6 protein-coding genes are annotated in these 13008 nt (G+C 67.4%); 4 read left to right on the top strand and 2 right to left on the bottom strand.

From position 1 onward, the window contains the following. The first annotated feature begins 240 nt into the window (after window positions 1–240). A complete protein-coding gene (locus tag ABE543_RS05575) occupies window positions 241–3585 on the top strand; it encodes a GH92 family glycosyl hydrolase (protein ID WP_346475414.1) in 3345 nt (1114 codons plus the stop codon). 4 nt (window positions 3586–3589) lie between these two features. Then, on the top strand, window positions 3590–4336 hold the full coding sequence (locus ABE543_RS05570; protein WP_053517408.1) for a basic secretory protein-like protein: 747 nt from the start codon (window positions 3590–3592) through the stop codon (window positions 4334–4336). Window positions 4337–4432: 96 nt separating this feature from the next. On the opposite strand, the gene ABE543_RS05565 is transcribed toward ABE543_RS05570, so the two are convergent. Both ABE543_RS05565 and ABE543_RS05560 read right to left on the bottom strand, forming a co-directional pair. Continuing rightward, window positions 4433–6724 (bottom strand): NADP-dependent malic enzyme, encoded by a 2292-nt coding sequence (locus ABE543_RS05565; RefSeq protein ID WP_065175119.1) that lies wholly within the window; start codon window positions 6722–6724, stop codon window positions 4433–4435. A gap of 230 nt (window positions 6725–6954) precedes the next feature. After that, window positions 6955–8298, bottom strand: a complete 1344-nt coding sequence (locus ABE543_RS05560; RefSeq protein WP_053517411.1) for a dicarboxylate/amino acid:cation symporter — start codon at window positions 8296–8298, stop codon at window positions 6955–6957. A 333-nt stretch (window positions 8299–8631) separates the two neighbouring features. Between ABE543_RS05560 and ABE543_RS05555 the strand changes: the two genes are divergently transcribed. Both ABE543_RS05555 and ABE543_RS05550 read left to right on the top strand, forming a co-directional pair. Then, window positions 8632–9801, top strand: coding sequence for a porin (locus tag ABE543_RS05555; protein ID WP_262100463.1), 1170 nt, complete (start codon window positions 8632–8634; stop codon window positions 9799–9801). A 68-nt stretch (window positions 9802–9869) separates the two neighbouring features. Beyond that, on the top strand, window positions 9870–12515 hold the full coding sequence (locus ABE543_RS05550; RefSeq protein ID WP_346475413.1) for a PAS-domain containing protein: 2646 nt from the start codon (window positions 9870–9872) through the stop codon (window positions 12513–12515). The last annotated feature ends 493 nt before the right edge of the window (window positions 12516–13008 follow it).

Genomic DNA, 13008 nt, shown 5'->3' with positions numbered 1-13008 from the left:
CCCTCTGTCAATAATTTGAAATGAAACGTTTTTCCCGGATTTGGATCGAACTAATTGCACTTGTCAGGGGGCAACGCACTGAGGCAGGATCGGGACCACTCCGACGACCCGATCGCATGGCCCGCCCCCACCGGACCGGCATCGCTCCTTTCCACCGCCCCTGGGCGGCGGGCGCGATGCTGGCCGTGGTACGTGCCGATGCGGGTCCTGCCTGCCGCCTGCCCTTCCGGGAGACCCTGCATGACCCTGTCCGATCCGCGCCGCGCCCTGCTTCCGCTCGCCCTGGCCCTGGCCTGCGCCACGCCCGCCCTGCCCGCAGTGGCACAGGGCCTGCAGACCTCGTTCGAAGCAGGTGAGCCCGCACCGGCCAAGGCCGGCGGCGCGCTGCAGGTGCAGATCGGCACCGGTCCGGCGGCGCCGTATGCGGCCAAGCGCAACGCCGGCTACAGCGGCCTGCGCGCGCTGCACTACCAGGCCGACGGTGGCGCGGCGCGGCGCGACCTGTTCAGCACGGACCTGACCATCGACGCCGACACCACCCTGTCCTGGCTGGTGCTGCCGGAGATCGTCGACAAGGACACGGTGGCCTCCACCTACGTCTCGCTGGACCTGCGCCTGGACGATGGCAGCCGCGTATCGGCCAGCTCCGCGCGTGATCAGCACGGCATCGCCGTGGGCGCGCGTGCGCAGGGCGATTCGAAAACGCTGTACCCGCAGCAGTGGGCGCGCAAGGCCGTACGCCTGGGCGATGTGCCTGCGCTGCGCGGCCGCCGGGTGGTCGCCATCGAGCTGGAAGTGGCCAGCGCCGACGGTGCGCCGGTGTCCGGCTGGATCGATGACGTGCGCCTGGATGCACAGCCGCGGCAGGTGCCGCAGCGGGTCTCGGACTGGGTGCTGACCACCCGCGGTACGCAGGCGAACGGCACGTTCTCGCGCGGCAACAATTTCCCGGCCACGGCGGTGCCGCACGGCTTCAACTTCTGGACCCCGGTGACCGATGCCGGTGCACTGAACTGGCTGTACCGCTGGAACGAGCAGAACGATGCGAACAACCGCCCGCAGCTGCAGGCGCTCGCGCTGAGTCACCAGCCCAGTCCCTGGATGGGCGACCGCCAGACCTTCCAGGTGATGCCATCGGCCAGCCGCGGTGTGCCCGAGGCCGACCGCAGCAAGCGGGCGCTGTCCTTCGACCGCACGCACGAGAACGCGCGCCCCTACCGCTACGACGTGCGCTTCGACAACGGCATCGCCGCCTCCATCGCGCCGACGGACCACGCCGCGGTCTTCCGCTTCGATTTCCCTGCGGAAGGTGATGCCAACCTGCTGTTCGACAATGTGGACGCACGCGGCGGGCTGACACTGGATGCGGCCACGCAGACACTGTCCGGCTACACCGACACGCGCAGCGGCCTGTCCAACGGTGCCGGCCGCATGTTCGTGGTGGCCCGCTTCGACCGGCCGTGGCGCAGCAGCGGACGCATCGACAGCGGCCGCCCGACCGGCTACATCAAGTTCGATGCCGGCAGCGATCGCCGCGTCACCATGCGCATTGCCACCTCGCTGATCTCGCTCGAACAGGCGCGGCACAACCTTGCTCTGGAGATTTCCGCCACGGATACGCTGGAAAGCGTGGCCGGCCGTGCCCAGGATGCCTGGGATGCGCGCCTGGCCCGCTTCGATATCGGCGATGCCACGGACGACCAGAAAACCACGCTGTACTCCAGCCTCTACCGGTTGTACCTGTATCCCAACTCCGGCCACGAAAACGTCGGCAGCGCTGCCGCCCCCGAGTGGCGTTACGCCAACCAGGCCAGCGCCAGCGAGAACAACACCGATGGCAGTGACAGCCGCACCTTCAGTGGCGTGCGCGATGGCCGGGTGTTCGTCAACAATGGCTTCTGGGATACGTTCCGCACGACGTGGCCGGCGTACGCACTGTTCACGCCGGAGGACGCCGGCCAGCTCGTGCAGGGTTTCATCGAGCAGTACCGCGCGGGCGGCTGGATCGCCCGCTGGTCATCGCCGGGCTACGCGGACCTGATGGTCGGCACCAGTTCCGACGTGGCCTTCGCCGACGCATGGCTGAAGGGCGTCGGCGGTTTCGATCCCGCCGAGGCCTATGCCGCGGCGCTGAAGAATGCCACCGTGGTACCGCCCGATCGCCATGTAGGGCGCAAGGGCATGGATCGCTCGACGTTCCGCGGCTATGCCAGTGCCGACGTGCATGAAGGCATGTCATGGACGATGGAAGGCGCGCTGAACGACTTCGGCATCGCCAACATGGCCGAGGCACTGGCCAAGCGCGCGACCACCGCCGCGCAGCGCGAGCGCTACAGCACCGAAGCCGACTACTTCCGCTACCGCGCTGCCGGCTACGCGACCCTGTTCGACCCTGCCGCCGGCTTCTTCCAGGGCCGCAAGGCCGACGGCAGCTGGCGCGTGGACGCCAAGGACTACGATCCGCGCGTGTGGGGCCACGACTACACCGAATCCAACGGCTGGACGTTCGCCTTCACCGCCGCGCACGATGGCGAGGGCCTGGCCGCGCTGTACGGTGGCCGCGACAGGCTGGCCGCCAAGCTCGATGCCTTCTTTGCCACGCCGGAGACCGCCGATGCAGCGTTTGCAGGCTCCTACGGCGGCATCATCCATGAGATGACCGAAGCGCGCGACGTGCGCATGGGCATGTACGCGCACAGCAACCAGCCGGCGCACCATATCCCGTGGATGTATCTGTACGCCGGGCAGCCCTGGAAGACCCAGCAGCACGTGCGTGAGATCCTGTCGCGGCTGTACGTGGGCAGCGAGATCGGCCAGGGCTATCCGGGCGATGAGGACAATGGCGAGACCTCCGCATGGTACGTGCTGGCTTCGCTGGGCCTGTATCCACTGCGGATGGGCGCGCCGGAATACGTGATCGGCTCCCCGGCATTCAGGCACGCCCGGGTGGAACTGCAGGGTGGCGCGGTGCTGACCGTCAACGCGCCGCAGAACTCCGCGGAGAACGTCTACGTCCAGTCGCTGAAGATCAACGGCACGCCATGGACCCGGACCTGGGTACCGCACGAGGTGATCGCCAAGGGCGCGACGCTGGACTTCGAGATGGGCCCGCAGCCTTCGCGCTGGGGCACAGGCGCCGACGACGTGCCCCGTTCGCTGACCGCACCGGGCCAGCGACCGCAGATGCTGCACGATCTGCTGGGCAGCGGCGCGCGCGCTGCGCTGGCCGATGGCCGCGCCGTGCCCGCGCTGTTGGACGACGATGCGACCACGGCCGTTCCGCTGGGCGCGGGTGCCACCCTCATGCTGAGCGCCGTGGGTGATGGCGCGCCGACGATGTATACGCTGACCAGCGGCGAAGGGCCGATCCGGGGGGCCGGATGGACCCTGGAAGCCCGTAACGGCGACGACCGCTGGACCACGCTGGACCAGCGGCGTGGCGAAGACTTCAGTGCTGCGCGGCAGACCCGTCCGTTCCGCATCGCCTCGCCCTCACGCTATGCCGAGTACCGCCTGCGCGTAACTGCGCCGGGACGCCTGCAGCTGGCTGAGATCGAACTGTTGTCCCCCTCCACTGTACGGTGACCCCATGCGCATTCGCCTGCTGCCCCTTGCACTTGCTGCATTCACCCTGCCCGGCATTGCGCTGGCCCAGCCGTCGCAGAGCCGGGCCTTCGATGGCCAGTTCACCCGCGAAGGCATCACGTTGCACTACCAGGATGCGACCGGTGCGCTGGCCGCACCGGCACGCCAGCGCATCGTCGATACGTTCTATTCCGCCTACCTGCGCGAACGGGCGGACTTCCACCCGGCGGCACCGGCCGAGGTGCACATCGTGATCGATCCGGCCTACGACGGCGTCGCCTACGTCGGCGAGAAGGACAAGGCGAGCACCATCACCATCAACCCGGGCTGGCTGGTGAAGCACCCCGATGACATCGACCTGGTGACCCACGAGGCGATGCACATCGTGCAGGGCTACCCGAGCTACGGCGACACGCGGGTACCGGGCTGGCTGGTGGAAGGCATCGCCGACTACGCCCGCGACCGCTACGGCACGGACAATGCCGCAGCGGGCTGGGCGCTGCCGGAAAAAGTGGGCAAGGGCCAAAGCGTGGAAAGCGGCTACCGGGTAACCGGGGCCTTCCTGAAATGGGCCGAAGCTGGACACCCCGGCCTGGTGCTGGCGCTGGACAAGGCCCTGCGCAACGGCCAGTACACCCTGGCGCTGTGGCAGCAGCACACCGGCAAGGGCCTGCCGGCGCTATGGGCCGAGTACGCCAAGCCGCGTTCGGATGCCCCGCCGCCGGCACCGGCACGAGGCGGCAAGCGCTGACCGGTAGCGCCGGGCCATGCCCGGCGGAATGCCTGATTTGCCGCGCTGCGCGCTCGCCGGGCATGGCCCGGCGCTACCGATCGCGGTGACGAAGGATTACGCCTTCTTTTCCGCTTCCAGCTGCTTGCGGATCTGCGCATCGACCGCAGCGATGGCGGTCATGTTCAGGATGCGGCGCGAGGTCGCGCTGGTGGTCAGGATGTGCACCGGCTTGTTCACGCCCATCAGGATCGGGCCGATCGCCACGCCATCGGTGAACACACGCACCAGGTTGTAGGCGATGTTGGCCGCTTCCAGATTGGGCAGCACGAACAGGTTGGCGCGACCCTGCAGGGTGGAACCCGGCAGCAGCTTCTGGCGCAGCGCCTCGTCCCAGGCGGTATCGCCCTGCATCTCGCCGTCCACGTTCAGGCGCGGATTGCGCTTGAGCAGCAGCTCGCGGACCTGGCGCATCTTCAGCGCGTCCTTGGAATCGTGGCTGCCGAAATTGGAGTGCGACAGCAGCGCCACCTTCGGTTCGATGCCGAACAGCTTCATGCGGTACGCAGCCTGCAGGGTCGCCTCGCAGATCTGCTCGGCACTGGGATCTTCCTGCACGTGCGTGTCGACGAAGAAGAACACGCCCTGCTGGTTGATGACGCCGGTCATCGCCGAGGTCGAGGTGACCTTCGGCTCCAGCGGCAGCACGCTGCGGACATAACCCAGCTTCTTGTGGAAACGGCCGACGATGCCGGTCAGCATTGCATCGGCTTCGCCACGCGCGACCATCACCGCGGCAATCAGGGTCGGCCGCGAACGCATCAGGTTCTTCGCCGCCGCCACGGTGACGCCGCGACGACCGGTCAGCCCGTGGTAGTACTGCCAGTATTCGTTGAAGCGCGGATCATCATTGATGTTGGTGATCTCGAAGTGCTCACCAGCCTTCAGGCGCAGGCCCAGGCGCTCGATGCGCGCTTCGATCACGTCCGGCCGGCCGATCAGGATCGGATGTGCGAGCCCTTCATCGACCACGTTCTGCACCGCCTGCAGCACCACTTCCTCTTCGCCTTCGGCATAGACCACGCGCTGCTTGTCGGTGCGTGCACGGTCGTACACCGGCTTCATCATCAGGCTGGTGCGGTAGACGAACTGGGCCAGCTTGTCACGGTAGGCGCCCATGTCGGCGATCGGCCGGGCGGCCACCCCCGAGTCCATCGCGGCCTGGGCCACGGCAGCGGACAGCTCCACCAGCAGGCGGCGATCAAACGGGCGCGGGATCAGGTACTCGCGGCCGAAGCTCGGGGTTTCACCGCCGTAGGCCGAGCCCATGTCGGTCGCGGCGCGGCGTGCCAGTGCGGCGATGGCGCGCACGCAGGCGATCTTCATTTCCTCGTTGATCGCGGTGGCGCCCACGTCCAGCGCACCGCGGAACAGGTACGGGAAGCACAGCACGTTGTTGACCTGGTTCGGGTAATCCGAACGGCCGGTGCCGATGATCGCGTCCGGACGCGCCGCACGCGCCACTTCCGGCATGATTTCCGGGGTCGGATTGGCCAGTGCGAAGATCACCGGGTCCGGCGCCATGGTCTTGACCATTTCGGCGGTGAGGATGCCGGGCGCCGACAGGCCCAGGAAGATATCCGCGCCGTCGACGATCTCGGCCAGGGTGCGCTTGTCGGTGTCGCGTGCGTAACGCTGCTTTTCCGGGTCCAGATCGGTACGACCGGTGTGGATCACGCCCTCGCGGTCGAACGCCAGGATGTTCTCCGGCTTCAGGCCCAGCTGCACCAGCATGTTGACGCAGGAAACGCCCGCCGCGCCCATGCCCGTGGTCGCCAGCTTCACCTCCTCGATCTTCTTGCCGGTGATCGCCATGGCGTTCAGCACCGCCGCGCCGACGATGATCGCCGTACCGTGCTGGTCGTCATGGAACACCGGGATCTTCATGCGCTCGCGCAGCTTGCGCTCGACCACGAAGCATTCCGGCGCCTTGATGTCTTCCAGGTTGATGCCGCCGAAGGTCGGCTCCAGCGAGGCGATGATGTCGACCAGCTTGTCCGGATCGGTTTCGTCCACTTCGATGTCGAACACATCGATGCCGGCGAACTTCTGGAACAGCACGCCCTTGCCTTCCATCACCGGCTTGCCGGCCAGTGCGCCGATGTTGCCCAGGCCCAGCACCGCGGTGCCGTTGGAGATCACCGCCACCAGGTTGCCGCGGGCGGTCAGCTCGCTGGCCTGCTGCGGGTCGGCCTTGATTGCTTCACAGGCGTACGCCACGCCCGGCGAGTACGCCAGCGACAGGTCGCGCTGGGTCAGCATCGGCTTGGTCGCGGAGACCTTGATCTTGCCCGGCGGGGACATCCGGTGGTAATCGAGGGCGGCCTGTTTGAAATCTTCGTTGGACATCGACGTTGGATACATGAATGGGCAAGAGGGACAGGGGATCATACCCCCGTTGGGGCGCCCGGACCTGTCGCTATCCTGTCGCAGGCATGCTGCGACCGCACAATTCCCTGGCGTATGCGACAACCTGGAGCCACCAGCTTCGGCGCTGCCCATGACAGCCATGGGACGCCTTGAAACGCCGCGGGGCCGCACCACTCACGTGACCGGCCCCGCGGTACCACACACCTGGATCAGCCCTTGGCGGGCAGTGCCTCCGGCACGGCATCGACCGGCGGCGGCAGTTCGCTTTCGCGACCATCCAGCGCCAGCTTCAGGCGGTCACGGTCCAGTGCGCCTTCCCAGCGCGAGACCACCACCGTGGCCACGGCATTGCCGATGAAGTTGGTCAGCGAGCGGCATTCGCTCATGAAGCGGTCCACGCCGAGGATCAGCGCCATGCCGGCCACGGGCACTTCCGGCACCACGGCCAGGGTGGCCGCCAGGGTGATGAAGCCGGCACCGGTGACGCCGGCCGCGCCCTTGGAGCTGAGCATGGCGACCAGCAGCAGCGCGATCTGGTGGCCCAGGGTCAGTTCGGTGTTGGTGGCCTGGGCGATGAACAGCGCCGCCAGGGTCATGTAGATGTTGGTGCCGTCCAGGTTGAACGAGTAGCCGGTGGGGACCACCAGGCCCACCACCGACTTGCTGCAGCCGGCCCGCTCCATCTTCTCCATCAGCGACGGCAGCGCCGACTCGGACGAAGAGGTACCCAGCACCAGCAGCAGTTCGGCCTTCAGGTAGCGGGCCAGCTTGAACACCGAGAACCCGCACAGGCGGCAGACCACGCCCAGGATGACCGCCACGAACAGGAAGGCGGTGATGTAGAACGAACCGACCAGCCAGGCCAGGTTGATCAACGACCCCACGCCGTACTTGCCGATGGTGAATGCGATCGCGCCGAAGGCACCGATCGGAGCAGCCTTCATCAGCATGTGCACCAGCTTGAACACCGGAGCCACCAGCGCTTCGAGGAAGTTCTGGATCGGCTTGCCCTTCTCGCCGACCGACGCCAGCGCGATGCCGAACAGCACGGCCACGAACAGCACCTGCAGGATGTTGCCGTCCACGAAGGCGCTGATCAGCGTCTTCGGGATGACATCCATCAGGAAGCCGACCAGGGTCAGGTCATGCGACTTCTCGACGTAGCTGTGCACCGCGGTCTGGTCCAGCTCGGCCGGGTTGATGTTCATGCCCGCGCCAGGCTGTACCACGTGGGCCACGATCATGCCCACGACCAGCGCCAGCGTGGAGAAGAACAGGAAGTAGGCCATGGCCTTGGCGAACACGCGGCCGACCGTGCGCAGATGGGTCATGCCGGCAATGCCGGTGACGATGGTCAGGAAGATCACCGGCGCGATGATCATCTTCACCAGGTTGATGAAGGCATCGCCGAGCGGCTTCATCTTCTCGCCGATCAGGGGTTCGTAATGGCCGAGGATGGCGCCCAGGACGATCGCCACGATCACCTGGAAGTACAGCTGGCGGTAGATCGGCAACGGCTTTGCAGGCGCCGGGGCAGCGGTCGGGATGTGCATGGCGGACTCCGGGGAAGGGCGTTTTCAGGCACGTACGGCCCCGGAACTGCATGGGAGCCGATACCGTGGAAGCTGGTCACCGCCCCCCTCGCTCCACGCGCAGGGTGGCGACCAATGGACGCCTTTGTACGCGCCGGGCACGCCAACGCAGATAACCTATTGGTACTAGCCCCCCGGTTCAGGTGGCCGGGACCCCTAAACTGGCCCGGCATCGCACCGCGCCGGGAGGCCCGGTGGCGCGGGCTGAACGGCCCGTGGCGTCCCTGCCCAAGTTCCGGCCCTGGCGGCCGTTGTTGTCCTGACCCTACGCAATCCGAGAGAGCCGCACCCAACATGCGCCCCATTCCCACCCTGCTGGCCCTGTCGCTGGCCGCCCTGCCCGCCTTCGCGTCCGCTGCCGATTTCGACAACTGGCCGACCAAGTACGCGTTCGGCGACGGCACCGAGCTGGCGGCCACCGCCAACATCGCCTACGACTACAACGATTTCTCCTCCGGCAGTGGCCTGGACGATGACGATGCCGTGCGCCGCAAGGAATTCGGCGCCACGCTGAAGAAGAAGGGCGTGTACGACGCGATGGTGTACTACGACTTCCAGGCCGACACCTGGCTGGACGTGTTCCTGCGCCTGGAGAGCAAGGCCTTCGTGGGCCGCGACATCGGCCGTTTCCGCTTCGGCTACATGAAGACGCCGGTCGGCCTGGATGCCAACACCTCCTCGCGCGCCGGTAGCTTCCTGGAGACCGCGCTGCCGGTGCAGGCGTTCTACGCCGGCCGCCGCACCGGTGTGGAATGGGTGCTGGAGCGCCCGCAGTACCTGCTGCAGGCCGGTGCCTACGGCGGCAAGGACCTGCAGGGCGACAACCCCGGCACCACGCAGGCGGTACGTGCGGTGTGGACGCCGGTGAAGGCGCCTGGCGATGTGATCCACCTGGGCCTGGCCTACTCGCAGGAAAACCCGCGCGGCTACCGCGATGGCCGTGACGTCCATCACGAGGCCAGCGCACGGTTGCGCGCGCGCCCGGAAGCCGGCCTGACCGACATCCGCTACGTGGATTCCGGCGCGCTGGTGACCGCCGACCAGATCCGCCGCACCGGCCTGGAAGGCATCTGGATCCGTGGCCCCTTCTCGCTGCAGGCCGAAGCGCTGCAGGCCACTGTCACCCGCAACGACGGCAAGCCCGACTACACCGGCCACGGCCAGTACGCGATGGCCAGCTGGGTGCTGACCGGCGAGTCCCGTCCGTACAACGCCGGCGCCGTGGCCAACATCAAGCCCGGCCACGACTACGGCGCGGTCGAGCTGGTGGCACGCTACAGCCGCCTGGATCTGGACGACGGCAGCATCCTGGGGGGGCGTCAGCACGACCTGACCCTGGGCGCGAACTGGTACCTGACCAGCCATTTCAAGTTCCAGGCCAACTACGTCAAGGTCGATGCCAGCCGCCGCGGTGTGCACAGCACCCCGGAGATCTTCGAACTGCGCGCACAGATGCACTTCTGATCCGCGCCACGGTGCGGAATCCGGCGGGCATGCACGTCATGCCCGCCCTCACTGCGTAGACTGCCGCCATGTACTGGCTCGGCCGCCACAGGATGCTGCTGCTGACCCTCCTCGCGCTGGCCGGAGGCACCGTGCTGTGCGCGATCGCGGCGGGCCACTACGCGTGGCGCAGCGCCCTGGCTGCCGAGAGCACGCAGGTCCAGCGCCAGCTGCAGCTGTACGGCCAGGGCCTGCAGCAGCGTATCGACCGCTTCGGCACCCTGCCGCAGGTGATGGCACTGGACCCGGACCTGCTGCGCGTACTGCGCACGCCGCCCTCGCCCGCCGAGCGCCAGCAGCTGAACCTGAAACTGCAGCGCGCCAACCAGGTCACCCGAACCTCCACCCTGACCCTGGTCGGCCGCGATGGCGTCGCGGTCGCGGCCAGCAACTGGGACCAGACGACCACCAACGTCGGCGAGGACTACAGCTACCGGCCCTATTACCAGCAGGCCCTGGCCCACGGCCGCGGCCGCTTCTACGGCATCGGCATGACCACCGGCGTGCCCGGCTATTTCATGTCCGAGGCGATCGTCGACGACCGCGGCCAGCGCATCGGCGTGATCGTGATCAAGATCGAGCTGTCGGCGCTGGAACAGGAGTGGCTGAACAGCCCGGACGTGGTGCTGGCCAGCGACAACCATGACGTGGTGTTCCTGTCCAACCGCGATGCCTGGCGCTACCGCCTGCTGCGGCCGCTGGGCGCGGACGAGCGCCGCGAGATGCTTGATGCCCGCCAGTATGCCGACCGCTCGTTGCAGCCCCTGCGGGTGCGTACCGAGGATGTGCTGGCCGATGGTGGCCGCATGGTGCGCCTGCTCGACCCGGTGCTGCCGCAGGCGATGCTGTGGCAGAGCCTGGCGCTGCCCGACGAACACTGGAACCTGCATCTGCTGCACGATGCCAGTGCCGCCACCAGCGCCGGACGCGGTGCCGCCCTGGCCGGCGCCGCTGCGTGGCTGGCGCTGGGGTTCCTGCTGCTGTTCGTGCAGCAGCGCCGGCGCCTGGCCCGGCACCGCCAGCGCAGCCGCAGCGAACTGGAAACCCTGCTCAAGCAGCATGCACAGGAACTGCGCACCGCCCAGGACGGATTGCTGCAGGCAGCCACCGATGCCGACAGCGGCCTGAGCCGCAGCCTGGAGCACCTGCCGCAGGGCGTAGTGATCATTGATCGCGAACAGCGGCTGGTCGCCTGGAATTCGCGCTATCTGGAGCTGTTCCGCTTCCCGCCGGGGCTGGTCCGTGTCGGCCGGCCCATCGAAGAGCTGTTCCGCTACAACGCACGCCGCGGCCTGCTCGGGCCGGGGCCGATCGACGAGGCCATCGAGCGTCGCCTGAACCACCTGCGCAGTGGCCGCCCGCACATGCGCGAGAGCGAAAAGGACGATGGCACCGTTCTGGAGATCCGTGGCAATCCGCTGCCTGATGGCGGCTTCGTCACCAGCTACGCCGACATCACCAGCTACAAGAACGCTGCACGCGAACTGCGGTCACTGGCCGATGCGCTGGAACACCGCGTGGCCGAGCGCACCCATGACCTCGACGAGGCCCGCCGCGAAGCCGAACAGGCCAACCGCTACAAGACCCGTTTCGTCGCATCAGCGGTGCACGACCTGCTGCAACCGTTGAACGCCGCGCGCATGTTCGTCTCCGTGCTGCGCGGCAAGCTGACCGACCCGGCGCAGCAGCAGACCACCGACCACATCGATGCCGCACTGGCCGCGCAGGATGCCATCCTCAACAGCCTGCTCGACATCGCGCGACTGGAGTCAGGCAGCCTGCCCACGCGCGTGCATGCGTTCCGGCTGGGCCCGCTGCTGCAGACGCTGGCACGCGAGTTCGGCATCGCCGCGCAGACACGCGGGCTGGTCGTGGACTGGGTCGATACCCGCGCAGTGGTGGTCAGCGACGAAGCACTGCTGCGCCGCATCCTGCAGAATTTCCTGTCCAACGCACTGCGCTACAGCGAGCGTGGCCGGGTGCTGCTCGGCTGCCGCCGGCGCGGAGACCAGTTGTGGATTGAAGTGCATGACCAGGGCCCCGGCATTCCTGATGCGCTGCAGGGTGAAATTTTCGAGGAATTCCGCCGCCTGCACGATGGTCACCAGCGCGGCGCCGGCCTGGGCCTGGCGATCGTCGACCGTATCGGCCGCCTGCTCGGCCATCCGATCCGCCTGCGCTCGCAACTGGGGCGAGGCAGCGTGTTCGCAGTGGGCGTACCTCTTGGCGATGCCAACGCGATTCCCGCTGTTGCGCAGGCACCGGCGCAGGCACAGGAACCGGCGGCAGACAATCCGCTGCGCGGCCGCCGCGTGTGGGTGATCGATGATGATCCGCATGTCTGCGCAGCCAGCCGTGCCCTGCTGGAGCGCTGGGGATGCGAGGTGGTCCTGGCCGATGGCCCCCAGGCCGCGCTGCAGCTGGCCAGCGTGGAATCCGTGCCGGAACTGGTGCTGCTGGACGTTCGCATGGGCGACCATCACGGGCCGGTGCTGTACGAAGTGCTGGCCGAGCACTGGCAAGCACGGCCGCCGGTGGTGCTGGTGACCGCCGAGCGCGACGCAGGACTGCGCGAAATGGCGGCCGAACGAGGCTGGGGCATGATGGCCAAGCCGGTGAAGCCGCCGGCGCTGCGGGCGCTGATGACACAATTGCTGCTGCGACACCGCGGGTAGCGCGGTTCTGCCACGCAGGGCACCGCTGCACCACTCCCCGAGTAGCATCGTACTCCGCAGATTCCGCTCGCTTTGCGCAAGCCATTGTTCGCGCGATACCGGCCGGGCGGGAAAGCCCAGCATGCCCCTCAGATGGGTATGGATGCGCAGTACACAGAAAAATGCGGAGTGAAGACAGGTAGTTTCCCGACTGACATGCGCCGCAGAACAGAGGAGCATCTCCTGACCTGGCCGATCGGCCGACCACACTCAGGACAATGGATGGACAAACGTCATCTTGGCAGCGTCGTTCTGGCAGCAGGCCTGGCAATGACAGCCAGCGAAGCGCATGCAGAAAGCGAAACGATCTTCAACGGCGTCAGGTATCGCTGCACAAACAGCTGTGTCGTCACTGTCGGCACGGCCGGAAACTGGAGAGTCACTGACTGCTGCGGCGGAAGAGTGAAGACTGTGTTTCAGACAACTCGTCCGCCGGACTGCAACGGTCCCTTCG

The organism is Stenotrophomonas sp. TWI169 (genome assembly GCF_039674705.1).
Lineage (GTDB): Bacteria > Pseudomonadota > Gammaproteobacteria > Xanthomonadales > Xanthomonadaceae > Stenotrophomonas > Stenotrophomonas maltophilia_P.
The sequence above is the reverse complement of the archived record's forward strand: the minus strand, read 5'-3'. Positions and strand labels throughout refer to the sequence as shown.